The organism is Paenibacillus sp. OK003, from assembly GCF_900109515.1.
Lineage (GTDB): Bacteria > Bacillota > Bacilli > Paenibacillales > Paenibacillaceae > Paenibacillus > Paenibacillus marchantiae.
Window position 1 is genome coordinate 74,983 of record NZ_FOBD01000020.1, and the last position, 16,330, is coordinate 91,312.

Consider the following 16,330-nt stretch of genomic DNA (forward strand, 5'->3'; position numbering starts at 1 on the left):
TACAGGGTAATATACAAATAACTTATATTGTACAGGAGGGAATCAATATGCCGTGGAACAAACAGGATTATCCCGTTTCCATGAAAAATCTGGAGCCTCGCGTCAGACATAAGGCCATTGAAATTGCCAATGCGTTGCTGGATGACGGTTACGAGGAAGGACGCTCCATTGCAATCGCGACTGCCAAAGCAGAAGAATGGGATGAAAATCATCCCACATCGAAGCAATCGAAGCAGGCTGCAAAACATACTTCTTCAGACAGCAAATCAGAGCATGGAAAGTCTTCATCTCCACGCCGCCATTCCGAGCCTGTCTCTTCTTCCAAAAGCCATGATAATATTCATGTCGTTCCTACCGACTCGGGCTGGGCCATCAAGGAAGAAGGTCAATCCAAATCTCTGGCTACGTTCCGAACCAAAGCCAAAGCTGTGGATGCTGCCAAAGAAAAGAGTGAAAAACAGAACATTCGGGCTATTATCCATAATGAAGATGGGCAAATCGCTTCTTCCATCAAGCCTTGAATGAATCTGTACTACAATAGGATATATCGTGAATGTACTACGTCTATTTGTTTTACTAAAGGTAAGCAAAAAAGCCCTTTCGCCGCTAATGGAATGATTCCCATCAAGCATGCAAAAGGGCTTTGTGTTTGGTATGAGGCAAGCCCACCTTACTCGAACAACATTCATTTCGAATAGGGTGGCCGTTACGTTTAATGCGAAACCCCTCTAGCCACAGGAGCTCGTTGTGAAGCACCGCTGACTACTTTGGCTGCAGTCGACACGGGCAGCTTCACAGCTGAGGTCGTAACCGTCCGGCGAGCCGGGAAACTGACCATGTACGTAATCACTTTACTTGCAATCCATACGGCCAGAATGGTATATAAAGTTTCTTTTACCGGTAGAAAGAAAAGCGACAATCCGAGTACAAACGCATCGCTGACAAAGAAAACCGTTCCCAGCTTCCAGCCCTTCCAACGGCTAATGAGCACCGCCAGAATGTCGTCTCCACCTGTTGCTCCTCCGAATCGAAGCACCATACCAGCACCCACGCCGGTGATAACACCGGACAGGACTGCCGGAATCCACAGATTACCGTGAAACGGAATAACCAGGGTGGAGTACCGCTCAAACCCGTCATAGAACAATGAGAATGCGGCCACACCCAGCAGCGCCTGAATCATGAACTTCCAGCCCTTGAGGAACCAGGCCAGAATCATGACTGGAATATCCAGCAGCAGCATGCCGATCGCAGGTGATAAGCCTGTCGCGTATTTTCCAAGCAGGGCCAGACCGACAAATCCGCCCTCCGATAAATGATTCTGAAAATTAATGTGATAGTAGGCAAATGCCAAAATAAATGTTCCGAGCAGCATAATGGCGAACTTTACCGCCTCTGTCTTAACTTGTTGTAAGGTTAACGATGTTCTCTTCATTCAGGTTCCCTCGCAGTTTGTAAAGGTTGGTTTGCACCGACCGTACCCTGCAAAAGGCAAGCCTGGAAGAAATCATCGTATTTGTCCTTCGAATAGTATTCATTCCAATCCCCTCTTTCGCAGAGTCAGCCGTTTTTTTTCTTTACGGTGGTGTACTCTACAAGGGGCGCTAAGTATAAGAGAGATCGTAACGTTTCCAGATCGTCCTTGGGGAGATTATCCTTCGGGAACTCATGGTATCCTGATCCTTTCTGTCTTTTGGTGGTTAGCTGTGCCAATTAAACTGATGAATATTACACCATGCATAAGACCATATAAACTTTACACTTAACCACTTCGATTGCAGTACCCTCTTTCGATCGCTGTTATCCCGGGATTTTTTGATTCCCTTTTCCTAAGGAAAAATCCTGTGATAAAGGCGAACACTTCGTTTCTTCAGACGGGTTCTGCACTCTACGTTCTCGTGTAAAAATTTAGTTCGCCTTCTATAGACACATGTAACGTTCAATTCAGTTTAAAAATCTAAGCTAACTTGCTTGTTCTTCTATTATATAACACCGATGTGATTGGGTCGAAACAGCAGATCCTTCAAATATGCGCAAAAAGCACACTCTGGCCTGCTTGAGCCGCCAAACAGCCACACCAGGACAAGCTTCTCTACCTAATGGTGCTACCTGCTCCTTCATTCTATGACTGAAGCTTCCAAATATAACTGTCCAGTCACCCAACTGTGACAATTTGGGTCCATTTTTTATTTTTCCGCGGATTTTAAAGGAATCATTTCCCTCTTGCACATACACTATAGCAAATGTAATCGGCTTATCTTGGTTCCAGTTAAACGTTTCCAGACTTACTCTGCTGTTTATGGTATAATATAACAATTGAATCCCCATTACCGTTTAAGCGAGGCGGATTATGAAAACGTTAAAGCCAAGAGTCTTTATTGGCTGCTCGCTGGAAGCGAAGCCGATTGCAGCCGCAGTACACGAAAACTTGCGTTTCTCGGCCGAAGTTACCCCTTGGTACTCCGGCGTTTTTAATCCAAGCAGCTATACCATGGACGATTTGGAAGCAGAAGTGCGTACAACAGACTTTGCCATTTTTATTTTTCATCCGGATGATATATCGAAAATTCGCGGGAAGTACTATGCATCTGTCCGTGATAATACAATGCTGGAAATGGGTTTGTTTATGGGTCGTCTGGGGCGAAAGCGTATTTTTTTCATTCTCCCTGAAGATATTACGGACATCAAAGACGCCAGCAAGATCGAAGGTTTACGTATGCCCACAGATCTGCTGGGATTAAATCCACTGGTTTATGAAATTCGTTCAGACGGGAAATGGGCGCCAGCCGTCTCGGTGGCCTGTTCCAAAATCGCAGACAGCATCGAGGAGCAGGGACGTTGGAGCGATCCCGAAGTAGAGAAAATCATTGAGAAGCATAAACTGTCTGAGGGGGAAGCACGGTTGCAGCTGCTTAAGCTGCTGCGATTCTTCAGGGAATTACTGCGTACCCGTAAACCAGATGCGGTAATGCTGAACCGAATGAGCGATGCACTTCGCAGCGCCTTTGTTTCCCATCCTCCATTCGCGGTACGGGGGACTGCTATATACCGTACAGATGACAGTGGTCATATTGAGCAATTATGTGGTAACGTTGGGGAACCGGGAAGAAAATATAACTTGTCCGCCAATGACGACAAGCAGCCCGATGATCCGAAGCGCATTCTGGTCATTGATTCTTACCTGGAGAACAAAATCAAGATCAACCTCTACGACGATTATCTTGAGAAAGAGTATCTGCTATGCTATCCTGTAGCCAAGAGATATGTAATTACAGTTCACATTATTGGACATATTGAAGCGGATGAGGCGATATTTCAGCAGATTGACTTAGAGAATCGTCAACTGTTTAACGCCATCAACGATTTGTTAGGAGGCGAACCGGAATGAAACCGGAAACGAAAAAAATAAGCAAGCGCTGGGGCAGCGACAAAAAGGTACGCCTCAGTTCTGCGCCCGAATCATCACGACCGGTTCCGGAACCCAAGGAAGAAGATCGTTTCCACAAACCGGCCGTACCGCTGACTACGATTGGCCCTTCCCTGAAGGGTAAGGAAAGACCTTACAAAGTGATTCTGGAAAAAGAGGCTTTATATGAGAAGCCTCAGTATCTGGCTTAACCGCTTTATGCACCTATACAACTCTGCCGTCTGGTTCGGCAGATCATCTGGCCCCGCCGCCCAAGGCAGGGGCTTTTTTGTTGCAACACTTTGGCAACCCTTCATAACCTTCGCTACTACCAACGGACTAAAAGCTCTTCATCCATTCCGCTGATGCATTAAGTCATTTTCTTTATGGCCTTAGGTTTCCTGCAAAACCCAAAAATTATACCTTATTTTGGAGAAGGCTTGTCCCTATATGATGCTTTTCAAAGTTTGAGAAATAAGGAGATGTAGGCAGTTAGTAACACTTCTCTCTCCATTCGTATTTCCAATTATAATATAAGAACATACGTTCTGTATATAGTGAATTTTCTATAGTCCAATACCATATGCAAAACAAACAGGCAACGCATATCTCGCGCTGCCTGCCTCACTAAATATTATAAAATAATCCGGAAAATATTTCGGTTTATAAACGCTAGATCAGACCGGACTGCTGAAGCAACCTACGTATAATAACAGCTGTTTCGGCACGGGTCATCGATTGATTCGGAGCAATGTTATCTTTTCCACGTCCGGACACAAGTCCAGCGTAGATGCTTGATGTTACTGCTTCCTTCGCCCAACTTGCTACCTGCTCGGCGTCTGCGTAATCTGTCCATTGCTGAACGTTCCCGGCAGAAGCAGCTGTTTCCATTCCAGTCACTGTCATAGCCCGTGCAATGAGCACCATCGCTTCCTGACGAGTAATCTGTGTCTGTGGACGGAATGTTCCATCTTCATATCCATTGATTAAACCGTAGTTGGACGCCGTGGTCACAACATCCGCGTACCATTCGCTTCCGTTCACGTCTTTGAAGGAATTAACCTGTTCCAAAGGCTTTAATCCCAATCCTCGTACCAGGATAGCAGCGAACTCTGCACGTGTAACTCCACGGTTTGGTCCAAAGGTTGTGTCCGTTATACCCTCGATAACCATCCGAGAACCCATATCATTCACTTCTGTCTTGGCCCAGTGTTGGGCTACATCAGTGAAGGTATGCGGGTGCCAAATAACGGCATACACACTGTTGGTCAAGCTGTTAATCTGTGCATGGTATTTCCCATTGACCTGTGTAATTTTCGTTGGTATATGACGTACAGTACCATCTTCATCTACTACAACACCCGTGGTGATCTGATTTGGATCAACGTTACCTGGTAATGCAATCGTACGTGATACATAGCTATTAAACTTATCCACGCTCACGGATTTGCCATCGAAGGTGGCTGTTACTTTGAAATCAACTGGTGATCCCAGAAGAGCATATCCATTATGCTGAGCTGCTGATTGTGCTGTCTGTATGACTGCTTCAGTCGGCTGTGAAATTTCAATTTGCAGTTTGATGTTCTCCAAAGAATTACTGGAATTCACACCCAGTTTCTGTGCGAGCTGCTCAATATTAACCTGCTGTGCAGGTAACGTATAGGAGGCAACATCGGTTTGAAGTACCAGCACTGCCTGTTTGTCAGCCATGAGTTTGACCGTCTGGCCCGTCAGCTCACCTACAATCTGATCTCCTTGGCTGTTGCCTGTCACGGGAATCGTGACGATGGCGTTGTTCCCCTCTGCTTGAAGTTTTTGTGCAATGAGACGTGCGTCCACTGCAAGGGTTACGACTTTCCGTCCGTTCACTTCAGTAGTGGTCAAGCTTCCAGCGTTCTCGGCTTTACCGTTCACGAACACCTGAGCACCTGTAGATGGCGGAGTTACGACGGGATTAATCACTGGTGTACCTGCACTAATTCCACCAGAACTGGAACCCCCAGAGTTGCCAGATCCTCCACCTGAGCTATCACTATTGCGCTTGATGTTCAGCGAATATGTTTTCTTGCTTACTCCATCCAATGCAGTCACTTCGATCGTAATTGTGTTCATACCACTGACGAATTGCACGACAGTACTGTTACCGCTAACTCCATTAATTTTCACAACGGCTCCAGTTTGATCCGGTTTAACGCTAATGTCGGTCGTGCTAACAGAACTACTGACCGTTGCTTCATAGACCTCGATGTCTGGATTGAATTCCGGTGATAAAGTAATTTGAGGCAAATTGATTCCACTTAGTTTGGCGTTAGTGATGTCAATACGATTAAAGTTAAGTGTGTAGTTATTACTGCTGCCATCCTCTGCTTGAACATCGATCATTACAGGATTTGAACCGTATACCAGATCCGTAACGGTATATGTGTATATACCATCTGTCACCGTCTCACCTGCTGCGCCTGTTACCGTTACGCTTTGTCCTTCATTTGCTTTGCTTAAGGAGAAGCTCACACTCGTCACGTCAGATTCGAGATCTACGCGATAATCAAGCTCATCCGCTGAGAAGCCCGGCGTCAGCTGCCCTGAACTTACCGTCAGAGTGGAGAGTGTTGCTGTTGATGACTTCCACTTTGCATAAAGCGTGATATTTCGCGTCAGACTCGTATTAAAATCAAAAGCCTGCTGCAGCTGAGCATCCTTATACCAGCCAAAGAACGAGTAGCCCTCTTTTTCCGGGGCGTCAGGAATGATTGCCGAGCTATTATAGCTCACCTTTTGACTTTCAACCTCTGTTCCCCCGTTAGATTCAAAACTGATATTTACATACAGGGGTTGCCACTGTGCATACAGCGTAACGTCATTATCATTCATTGAAAATGTATCCGCTGCGCTGTAGCTGGTGCCACTCCCGTCAGCGGCTGTATTCCACCCTGTAAACAGATAATCTTCCTTCACAAGTGCTCCCGTGTTATCCAGCACTGTCACTATTGCATCTTTTTCATATTTCAGATTGTCTACTGGAAGACTTCCCGTTGTCGCACCATTGGCATTGTAAATCACCGAATGTTCCGTAGAAAGCGTCATGACAGTCATTTTATTCCCTTTACTGCCGTCTGCATAAGCAACATAAGGCATTCCGTTCGGACCAAAAGCAAGTGAAGTTTCGTTGATTTGACCTGCGGAAAAGGGCTTTCCTCCAACCATAGTCCACTGACTTCCGTCAAGCTTCATCATTACACCTTGCGGGTCCATGCTAAAATTAACTGAGTTTTTAAAAGCTGTGTAGGGTACACCTTGCGGATCAAAAGCCAAAGACATGCTATTTAGCGTTCCTGTAGAGAAGCCCGGGTTGCCAATCACTTCCCACTGAATACCATTGAATCTCATTACAGTTGCTTTATTAGCATTATTTCCGTCCTGAAAAGCAAGATACGGTGAACCATCTGGACCAAATGCAAGTGAAGGGTATGATGCTTGTCCCGGTGTCAATGCTGCCACTCCTACATTTGTCCACTGATTTCCTGCAAACTTCATTACACTCACTTTATTATTCGTTGAATCTTTAAAAGCGAGATATGGTATTCCGGTAGCATCAAAAATCAGTTTGGACATATCGAGTGCAGTACCTGTCGTAAAACCGGCAGAACCAACAGTCTCCCACTGATTTTCATTCAATCTCTTAACAGTTACTTTATTATTTACAGACTGATCCCTGTAACCAATATAGAGAATATTATCAGGGCTAAATGCAAGCGTGACGTACAACGCAGCTCCAGCCGTAAAACCAGCACTGCCCACAACTTCCCATTGATTTCCGTTGAATTTCATAACAGTAGCTTTACTGTCATTATCCATATCCTGATAAGCTACATATGGAGTATTCTGAGAATCAAATGCGAGCGATGAAGTCCACACTTCACCAGTAGAAAATCCCGCCGATCCAACAGATTGCCATCCGCCAGAGATATATTTCATAACTGTTGCTTTATTTTCATTATCTGCATCCCTAAAAATGGTATAAGGTGTATCTGTCCTATCAAAAACTAACGAAATTTTTTCTACCGGCCCTGTCGTGAATCCAGCTCCACCTACATCTGTCCAAACCCCACTCGCAGCATAGGCCCGATCCATGCCCAACGTTTGGAATCCGGGAACACCTCCGAAAATTAATAGACACACCAACAGTACGGCTACCGTTTTTTTAAACTTCAGCATCTTCCTATTCATCATCCTCATCCTCTCCCTTGCTTTATAACATCCGTCTTTGTTACTCCACAATCAGTACTCTATCTACATGCACATCCTACAAAATCTACTGAAAAAAATAGCTCCTTTGCTGGTTGGCGAAATAGCTACTTATACTCTTCTCATATGTATCTCTGACTTCTGCTCTCCCCCTCCGTTATAACTACATAATGTACAGATATTATAACGATTGATTCTGAACCGATTCTGAACATTATGCTAAAGTGGTGCGTTCTCTACTGCATAATGGTCTTCCGAATATGAACTTGGACCTGTATTATATAAGGGTTTCAAGCGTTCAAGCCTATGCTAAACAAAGGGATTGTAAAAAATTTCAGGTTGAAACCTGTATGAGTCGAGCTTATGCTGACTATAATACAGAACAAGAACATTTGTTCTTAATTCGATCGATTTTATATTCAAGGTTAAGGAAGTGAAAGTATGTCATCATCGCCTTCCGCCCCATCCCCTGCGGATGAAGACCACCGATTGATTAAAAGCATGGTTGTACGCACCCTGCTGCTGGATGTGCTTGAACGGGATATTCGCACTTTGGATACGTTGCAGCTCAAAATGCCAGAGGTCTACATTCTATCTCTAACCCGCATTCAGAATGATGTACTTAAGGAAATGCTGACGCTTCGCAAACAAATGAGAACTCGTGGCGTCAAGGTTCTGGAGGAGAAACGGCAAGTCGATGGAATCGAGACCCAGTATCTGTGCAGAGGCTATTTGCAGCGGTTCTATATGCTGTGGACGTTCGCGCGGAATGAAGTCAAAAAAGAGCTTAGTCGGCATCTGGATATGGACTTGACCCAGCCGTTATAGCTAATTCATCTGCTTGATGTATCCATCATCGTTTGAATTCACATTTCTTAGTCCACTTAGTTCAATTACTCCTTAGACTCTTCACCCTTCTGCTTAATCGAAACAGGTTGACCCCGGGAGGCTGCGTTCATTAAGATGGAATAGACATGTCTGTGCATTCCCGTTCAGACTTGTAATGAAAATGGATTCCTATAGGCAAACAAGCCTGCCTGCCATTAACGGCGGACAGACTTGTTCATTGGAATTACTTTCAACGTCTTATCAATCAAGGAGTTGTACTTCATGGACTTGAATTCGCATTTAATTAATAATCAAACACCCGCACATACAGGTATTGCCGCAGATGTTACCGAACTGATCGGCCAAACACCTGCCGTTAGACTGAACCGACTTACAGACAGCGATTCCGCTGACGTATACGTCAAGCTGGAATACTTCAATCCGAGCGGCAGCGTCAAAGACCGTGCCGCCTATAACCTGATCGTTCAGGCTGAACGGGCAGGACTGCTGCTTCCCGGCGCAACCATTATCGAACCGACCAGCGGCAATACAGGCATCGGTCTTGCGATGAACGCCGCTGCCAAAGGATATAAGGCCATTCTGATCATGCCGGACAACATGTCCAAGGAACGTATCAACATTCTGAAAGCCTACGGCGCAGATGTGGTGCTCACCCCTGCTGCGGAGCGGATGCCAGGTGCGATTCGTAAGGCCAAAGAGCTCCAGGCCGACATTCCGGGAAGTTTCATTCCCCAGCAATTTGAGAATCAGGCCAACCCGGACATCCACCGGATCACCACCGCTCCCGAAATTATGCAGCAGATGGAAGGCAAGCTGGACGCCTTCATCGCCACGGCGGGAACTGGCGGAACCATTACCGGGACGGGCGAAGAGCTGCGCAAGCAGCTGCCGGACATTCGCATTTATGCGGTGGAGCCCAAAGGTTCACCGGTGTTGTCCGGTGGCGAGCCCGGACCCCACAAGCTCGTCGGTACAAGTCCGGGGTTCATTCCGGACATCCTGAATACCGACGTATGGGATGCCATCATCCAGGTGTCCGATGAGGACGCACTGGATACGATGCGGCAGCTTGCTGCCCGGGAAGGGCTGCTGCTCGGCCCTTCCTCTGGCGCTTCGGTGTGGGCCTCCCTGCGCATCGCGCGGGAACTGGGGCCGGGTCACCGGGTGCTCTGCATTGCGCCTGATACCGGGGAACGGTATTTGAGCATGGGTATTTTTTAACACAGCTAAAATCGGTACACACCAAAAGGGACTCTCCCCTAAGTCATGAGCATGACAGAGAACACCCCTTGTTAGCGCTCATCGGTTCTAATGAACATCTCACACGTTATTCGCTCTCATTTGTGCAGGTTTGACGTGTAACGAATTACAGCGGCGTTATTTCTCCAAATTCGGTCGATTTACAGGCTCAAAAGCCTTTTTTGGGCGAGATAACGTTAATGAAGTTCGTTAAAGTTTGCATTACTTGAGTATTACCCTAATAAGATGCAGCAGGTTCGTTAGAATTTTGGAGCCATCTTAAGCGAGGGGAAATCACTCTCAAGACAGCCCCTTGATCCATAGCGTAACGTAAGTGAAGGGACGAAATCCATTAGGAGAAACACAACATTCGCCCGTAGCTCGAATCCTACCCTTGAAAAAGGCACGAGAAGAAAATTTGAGGATAACGAGAAAATAAGCTCTTGCTCACATACGGATGGTGAGTCCGCAGAGAACAAGAACTTATTTTCGGTAAGAAGCCTTATCATCAAAATAAAGCATGAACATTTAACGTAAGCTGATTAGTGTGTCAGGGTTGTCCATTCTACACCTTCGGGAAGCAGAGCCGCAATGCGGTCTTTGGCTTCCTTTTTCGTATACAGCGATTCATCGAGAATGACCGCAGAACCGGAATCCGTGCTCGTCCGAATCAGACGTCCAAGACCTTGCTTCACGCGCAGCAACATGTATGGAAGATCAATCTCTTCATAAGGTGCCGCTGACGCTGTGCGTTTTGCATTAAATACAGGGTCCTGTGGTGGATATGGAAGCGACCAGATCATGACATTGGATAATGACGGACCTGGAACGTCCAGTCCTTCCCACAGATTAACGGAGCACAGCACACTCTCCTCATCCTGTTGGAACGCCGCGATCAGATCACTGATCTCCCGATCTCCCTCATACATAAAGCGTAACCCTTGAGCCTCAGGCATATGAACGATGTCCTGCTTGAATGCACGCAGCTCTTCCATCGTACGGAACAGAATCAGGGCACGGCCCCCACTTTCCTGAAGCAGCGCCACGGCGTCACGCAACCGATTTTCATTTTCCGGGTGACCAGGTACGGCTTCATCGGTAATCTTCATCTGCATTTTGTCCGCGTAATCATATGGGGAAGCCACGGAGAACGATACAAAATCATCAATCCCCAGGCTGTCTGCCACATAACGGAATGAACTGTCCACAGATAACGTTGCGGATGAGAAGACAATTGGAATGCCTGTATTGAACACACGCTCGTTCAGAATTTCCTTCACGGTACGCGGCATGATCGATAAGGTTGTCTCGTCTTCGCTCTCTTCAGCCCAGCAGATGTACCCATCTTCCTTACGGAACAACGCAAGGGCAGACTGAATCATGTCCAGATGTTCTTCCACGACACGCATCTGGTAACCGTCCAGCGAGAACAATCCGCTCTCGAATACCAATTCTTCGCCAATCGCATCCAATACGCTAGTCAGTCGTTCAATCTCCCGCAGCAGCGGCGGTTCTACCCGCACTTCTTTCCGTTCCGATCCCGGAATGGCTACCGTATACGTATCCAGCAGCGCGAACAATCGTTCACTGCTCTCAATCGCTTCATCCACACGCTCCGCGAGGGATTCACGAATCTCACCTTCAAGCAGACGAGTCACGAGTTCCTCGAAGATGCGGTGTTTCAGCTTGTAGCTCAGTGCGTTCAAGGCTGCTTCTTCCAGCAAATGTCCTTCATCAAATACAACCGAGCTGTGATCTGGCAGCAATGGCAATTGTCCCTCGCGTTTACGTGCCTCATAGGTCCACACATGCTCCATGTAGTAATCATGGGAACAGATGATGATATCCTTGGAACGACGATAATGGTCACGCGACAGCGTTAGGCCGCAGCGTTGACGTTTGGGACAAACGAAGCAGTCTTGAAAAGGGTCCCAGTTAATTTTATTCCACTGGCGATCATTCAGATGAGGATACTGTTTGCGATCACCATACGGATGGAATGCCTGAAGCGTACCCGGCGTATTCACAAAATCCGGAAGGCTCTCATGCACCTCTTCGATCACCTGCGCGTCCTCATCCGCAAATCTCATCGCACTTAATTTGTTCAGACAGACGTATTGATCCGGTGACTTGCCCAGACGTGCGTCCACTTCCAAGTCCAGATGTGCAGCCAGCTTCGCAATATCTCCGCCGGGCTTCACGAGCTGTTCAATCAAGGACTCATCGGCACAGGCAATCACCGCCGGTTTACCCGTATAACGTGCATAACAGACCGCGTAGAGCAGATAGACTAACGTCTTGCCTGTTCCGACACCGGCCTCCGCCATAATGGTCTTTTTATCTCCATAGGCCCGTTCGAGCTGGTACGCCATAAAAATCTGTTCATCCCGTACCTCGAAGCCGGACTCTGGCAAAATATCGTAAAAAACATCGGCAACCCATTCCCCTAAACGGGATACAAAGGGCTCTGCCGGATCATATGCAAAAGGATAACGTTGTGTAGACAATCCTAGGTCAGCCTCCATTCTTAGACGCGGTCCTCTTTCATTTTTCCGTTCAAAAAAGGCCGCTGGGCAAAAGTTAATTATCCCACGCCATGAGGCGGGTGACAAGCTTTTTTTAATGAAAACGATGTATAGTACCGACTTGCAGGGAAAATATATATTCGAATCCATCAAAAGGAAAGGCGGTGCTCCATGAATCATCAGTCTTCACAACCTGAGCATTCCTCAGACAAGGCACCCGAGACATTAACGGATCGGCAAGGCCATCCCATCACGGACAATCAGAATGTTCGAACCGTCGGCAGCCGGGGACCGACTACGCTGGAGAATTATCATTTTCTCGAAAAGATCACCCATTTTGACCGCGAACGCATTCCGGAACGGGTGGTCCATGCCCGCGGCGCTGGCGCTCATGGCGTATTCCAGGCTTATGGAACGGCCGGGGATGAACCGGTATCGAAGTATACACGCGCACGTCTGTTTCAGGAAAAAGGCAAAGAAACGCCCGTATTTGTTCGGTTCTCCACGGTTATTCATGGTGGACATTCACCGGAGACGCTGCGGGACCCGCGCGGATTTGCTGTGAAATTCTATACCGAGGACGGCAACTGGGATCTGGTGGGCAACAATCTGAAAATCTTTTTCATTCGTGACCCACTCAAGTTCCCGGACATGGTACATGCCTTCAAGCCGGACCCGTTGACCAATGCACAGGATATGGAACGGTTTTTCGATTTCGTTTCCCTTAGTCCCGAAGCCACCCATATGATTACGTTTCTCTTCTCCCCTTGGGGAATTCCGGCCAACTATCGACAGATGCAGGGGTCGGGCGTCAATACATACAAATGGGTGAATCAGGAAGGCACAGGCGTGCTCATTAAATATCACTGGGAACCGCTCAATCAAGGGATACGCAACCTTCTCCAGAAGGACGCCAGCGATATTCAGGGGCAGAACTTTAACCATGCCACGCTCGACCTCTATCACGCCATTGAACAAGGAGATTATCCGGAATGGGAATTGTGCGTTCAGGTTATGGAGGACGGCGAGCATCCCGAACTGGATTTTGATCCGCTGGACCCGACCAAACTGTGGCCGCCAGAGCAGTTTCCATTTTTGCCTGTTGGGAAAATGACGCTAAACCGCAATCCCGAAGACTACTTCAATGAAGTGGAACAAGCAGCGTTTGGCACAGGTGTGCTGGTGGACGGACTGGATTTCTCGGATGACAAACTGCTGCAAGGGCGCACCTTCTCCTACTCGGATACCCAGCGTCACCGGGTGGGTGCGAACTATCTGCAATTGCCTGTGAATGCACCAAAGAACCGGGTTGCAACGAATCAAAGCGGCGGTCAGATGCAGTATCAAGTCGATCGTGCACCGGGGCAGAATCCACATGTCAACTATGAACCTTCCTCGTTGGGTGGCTTAAAGGAAGCAACTCCACGCGGCAAGGAACATGAACCTCTTATTGAGGGTCGTCTTGTTCGTGAAAAAATTGAGCGTACCAATGACTTCGGACAAGCCGGGGATACCTACCGTTCGTTTGAAAATTGGGAGCGAGACGAGCTGATCAGCAATCTGGTCGATGCTTTAGCCACATGCAAACCGGATATCCGCGAGCGCATGATCTCCCATTTCACACAAGCGGATGCTGATTATGGACGCCGGGTAGCGGAAGGATTATCCGCCGTCTCAACGGATGACAGTGCCACGGTTCAGCCCAAGCATGAGCCCACAGTGGAACAGGCCGCCAAGCGCAGTCATGAAGCAGATCCATATTAAGCACTGGCTGGTTTAGTTAAGGCGTATTTTAAGGTAAAGGACATGTTATATAGAAACGTATAGGTTCGTTAATTAACCCTCGGTAGCAAAGACTGCTTGCGCAGCTGCTATCGGGGGTATTTGGCGTTTCAACCTGAGCAGCCTGTGAGCTGATCACGTGAGGGCCTTCTATTTTAAATATTTATAAAGTTGATTTCGGCGGATCGGAGGTATGGATCATGATATTTGCTAGGAAAAGGGGCTTTTTCTACGTTAATTTCAGATGATCCCCTGTTAAATGAGGGACATGAACTGAGCGCAGGATTATGCGCTACTAACATAAATTTCCATTTTCGACCAGTTATACGAGGCTTGTCAGCAGGTTGAGTACATCTGATCAAATGATTATTGATGATAAAGTTTACAACATTTACCATGAACCTGTGTCCTCTAGGACTTCATTTCCCAATTACTAAGGAGGTTTGCTTAATGAAATTATTCCCTATTACTTCAGTTCATGCATCTTCCCAACGTTCGCTGAAATCAAAATTGACTCACATCTGCCTAAGTGCCGCGTTCCCTCTATTATTGCTCGGCGGTGGATCGGCTGGTGCGGCGGAATTGATCGATAGCGGACTGCAAAATCCCTCTGATTCTGTGGCTGCCTCCAGTATCGCACTCGCTGCAGGTGATCTATATGTCGCTCCTGGCGGCTCGGCTAGCAATCCCGGAACCCTCGCAAGTCCTACGTCACTGGCTAACGCGCTGACACAAATCGCACCGGGCAAAACGATATATCTGCGCGGTGGCACATACAGCTTCTCGGAAACGGTTACGATTGAAAGAGGCAATAGTGGTACATCGGGACAACGCAAAAATCTGATGGCGTACGGATCGGAAAAGCCTGTCTTTGATTTCTCCGCCCAAGCCTTCGCTTCCACCAATCGCGGGCTGCAAATGTTCGGAGACTACTGGCTCGTCAAAGGGCTTGAAGTGAAAGGTGCGGGCGACAACGGTATCTTTATCGGGGGCAGTTACAACCGTCTGGAACAGATCGAAGCTCATCATAACCGGGATACTGGCATCCAACTCGGACGTTATGCTTCGACTGCGGCAAACAGCGAATGGCCTGCCTATAATGAAATTATTCGCTCCTATTCCCATGATAACTATGATCCGGATGACGGAGAAGATGCGGACGGCTTTGCCGCCAAATTGACGGTTGGCCCGGGCAACCTGTTCGACGGTTGTATCGCTGCCTATAATGTGGACGATGGCTGGGATCTGTACAGCAAAACAGATACGGGCGCCATTGGCGTCGTAACGATCCGCAACAGCATCTCCCATCACAATGGGCAGACTTCGGATGGTACATCCACCTCCAATAGTGACGGTAACGGCTTCAAGCTGGGCGGCGAGAAAATCGCGGTGAATCACATCGTGGAGAACAGCATTGCTTTTCAAAATAAAAAGCACGGCTTCACCTATAACAGCAATCCCGGTTCAATCCAGATGAAAAACAATACTTCCTGGCAAAATGGTCAAAGTAACTTTGCCTTTGATGTAGGCACACATATCTTCACCAACAACCTGTCCTTCGAAGGCGGCGCCAGCGACAAAACCAGCGGAACCGACGTCAGCAGCACCAACGTCTGGTGGAAAAACAAGAAGAGCGTGAACGACAAAGGCCTGCTCGCCAGCGCAGCCGACTTTGTCTCCCTCGTGCCTTCGGTAACGCGTAGCGCGGACGGAACACCTGTCCTGGGTAATTTCCTGAAGCTTGCGGGTGGCAGTGATTTGGTTGGTTCGGGTACGCCAGCGGGTACGAATATTGGTGCGCGGTAGGTTGTAGTTATGAGATAAAGGAATAATTTAAATGCAAAGTCCCCTCCCCCATACCAGCCGATTGCTGGTGATGGAGAAGGGGATTTTTGAATTGCTTTGTATTGTCTACTGGCTTATAAGGTAGATAGATAAATACTTAGGTTTTGGCTAAAATCTCAATGATCAGTCTGCCGCCTGTGCGAAAACCTTGCTCGAATGCCGCTTCCACATACATGGACGTGGATTGTCCGATCAAGTCTATCAGTTGTTCCAAAGCATCGTATTCGTTCTCACTAAGCTGTGTTTTGTAGTCTTGCATCAGGTCTGATATCTGACGATTGATCTCTTGATACTCGGCATGCTCAGGATGAATTGACTCATCCAACCGCAGGTTTCCGTGAAACAAATCTTCGATCAGGTTTGACATGTTATCCCCACCTAGTCTTTTTACCAACTATTCTCACTATACTTTAGCGGATTTTCCGCTAAAAATCAATAG

The 16,330-nt window shown here is 47.4% G+C and carries 11 protein-coding genes; 7 read left to right on the forward strand and 4 right to left on the reverse strand.

What is annotated here, in order from left to right; all coding sequences use genetic code 11:
- Positions 1 to 47 precede the first annotated feature (47 nt).
- Positions 48 to 521 carry a DUF2188 domain-containing protein gene (locus BMW94_RS25375; protein ID WP_091001557.1) on the forward strand — a complete coding sequence of 158 codons (474 nt, stop codon included), beginning with the start codon at positions 48 to 50 and terminating at the stop codon, positions 519 to 521.
- A gap of 191 nt (positions 522 to 712) precedes the next feature.
- On the opposite strand, the gene BMW94_RS25380 is transcribed toward BMW94_RS25375, so the two are convergent.
- Entirely contained in the window at positions 713 to 1,435 is a 723-nt protein-coding gene (locus tag BMW94_RS25380) for a YitT family protein (RefSeq protein WP_063565653.1), read from the reverse strand.
- Positions 1,436 to 2,350: 915 nt separating this feature from the next.
- Here BMW94_RS25380 and BMW94_RS25390 point away from each other — a divergent pair.
- Positions 2,351 to 3,388, forward strand: a complete 1,038-nt coding sequence (locus BMW94_RS25390) for a nucleotide-binding protein (protein ID WP_091001559.1) — start codon at positions 2,351 to 2,353, stop codon at positions 3,386 to 3,388.
- Positions 3,385 to 3,618 carry a hypothetical protein gene (locus BMW94_RS25395; protein WP_063565650.1) on the forward strand — a complete coding sequence of 78 codons (234 nt, stop codon included), beginning with the start codon at positions 3,385 to 3,387 and terminating at the stop codon, positions 3,616 to 3,618. Before BMW94_RS25390 ends, BMW94_RS25395 begins: the two co-directional genes overlap by 4 nt.
- Positions 3,619 to 4,078: 460 nt before the next feature.
- Here the strand turns inward: BMW94_RS25395 and BMW94_RS25400 are convergent, their stop codons facing one another.
- Complete coding sequence (locus BMW94_RS25400) at positions 4,079 to 7,636, reverse strand: S-layer homology domain-containing protein (protein WP_175480849.1); 3,558 nt, start codon at positions 7,634 to 7,636, stop codon at positions 4,079 to 4,081.
- A 456-nt stretch (positions 7,637 to 8,092) separates the two neighbouring features.
- On the opposite strand from BMW94_RS25400, the gene BMW94_RS25405 reads away from it, so the two are divergent.
- Both BMW94_RS25405 and cysK read left to right on the forward strand, forming a co-directional pair.
- On the forward strand, positions 8,093 to 8,479 hold the full coding sequence (locus BMW94_RS25405; protein ID WP_064636668.1) for a YhjD family protein: 387 nt from the start codon (positions 8,093 to 8,095) through the stop codon (positions 8,477 to 8,479).
- A 282-nt stretch (positions 8,480 to 8,761) separates the two neighbouring features.
- The gene (cysK, locus tag BMW94_RS25410) at positions 8,762 to 9,721 is read left to right on the forward strand and encodes a cysteine synthase A (protein ID WP_217648202.1); all 960 of its coding nucleotides are present in this window, start codon (positions 8,762 to 8,764) and stop codon (positions 9,719 to 9,721) included.
- 560 nt (positions 9,722 to 10,281) lie between these two features.
- On the opposite strand, the gene BMW94_RS25415 is transcribed toward cysK, so the two are convergent.
- Entirely contained in the window at positions 10,282 to 12,246 is a 1,965-nt protein-coding gene (locus BMW94_RS25415; RefSeq protein ID WP_254790362.1) for an ATP-dependent DNA helicase, read from the reverse strand.
- Between the two features lie 189 nt (positions 12,247 to 12,435).
- Between BMW94_RS25415 and BMW94_RS25420 the strand changes: the two genes are divergently transcribed.
- Together BMW94_RS25420 and BMW94_RS25425 are read left to right on the forward strand one after the other, a co-directional pair.
- The gene (locus BMW94_RS25420; RefSeq protein WP_091001562.1) at positions 12,436 to 14,028 is read left to right on the forward strand and encodes a catalase; all 1,593 of its coding nucleotides are present in this window, start codon (positions 12,436 to 12,438) and stop codon (positions 14,026 to 14,028) included.
- A gap of 468 nt (positions 14,029 to 14,496) precedes the next feature.
- Complete coding sequence (locus tag BMW94_RS25425) at positions 14,497 to 15,852, forward strand: right-handed parallel beta-helix repeat-containing protein (RefSeq protein WP_091001563.1); 1,356 nt, start codon at positions 14,497 to 14,499, stop codon at positions 15,850 to 15,852.
- A gap of 136 nt (positions 15,853 to 15,988) precedes the next feature.
- Here the strand turns inward: BMW94_RS25425 and BMW94_RS25430 are convergent, their stop codons facing one another.
- Positions 15,989 to 16,258, reverse strand: a complete 270-nt coding sequence (locus tag BMW94_RS25430) for a DUF6809 family protein (RefSeq protein ID WP_091001564.1) — start codon at positions 16,256 to 16,258, stop codon at positions 15,989 to 15,991.
- Positions 16,259 to 16,330: the final 72 nt, after the last annotated feature.

Bases quoted from the DNA above. Each gene is read 5' to 3' on its own strand.
- cysK (WP_217648202.1), top strand. From the start codon at position 8,762: ATGGACTTGAATTCGCATTTAATTAATAATCAAACACCCGCACATACA.
- BMW94_RS25405 (WP_064636668.1), top strand. From the start codon at position 8,093: ATGTCATCATCGCCTTCCGCCCCATCCCCTGCGGATGAAGACCACCGA.
- BMW94_RS25420 (WP_091001562.1), top strand. From the start codon at position 12,436: ATGAATCATCAGTCTTCACAACCTGAGCATTCCTCAGACAAGGCACCC.
- BMW94_RS25430 (WP_091001564.1), bottom strand. From the start codon at position 16,258: ATGTCAAACCTGATCGAAGATTTGTTTCACGGAAACCTGCGGTTGGAT.
- BMW94_RS25400 (WP_175480849.1), bottom strand. From the start codon at position 7,636: ATGATGAATAGGAAGATGCTGAAGTTTAAAAAAACGGTAGCCGTACTG.
- BMW94_RS25395 (WP_063565650.1), top strand. From the start codon at position 3,385: ATGAAACCGGAAACGAAAAAAATAAGCAAGCGCTGGGGCAGCGACAAA.
- BMW94_RS25375 (WP_091001557.1), top strand. From the start codon at position 48: ATGCCGTGGAACAAACAGGATTATCCCGTTTCCATGAAAAATCTGGAG.
- BMW94_RS25390 (WP_091001559.1), top strand. From the start codon at position 2,351: ATGAAAACGTTAAAGCCAAGAGTCTTTATTGGCTGCTCGCTGGAAGCG.
- BMW94_RS25425 (WP_091001563.1), top strand. From the start codon at position 14,497: ATGAAATTATTCCCTATTACTTCAGTTCATGCATCTTCCCAACGTTCG.
- BMW94_RS25380 (WP_063565653.1), bottom strand. From the start codon at position 1,435: ATGAAGAGAACATCGTTAACCTTACAACAAGTTAAGACAGAGGCGGTA.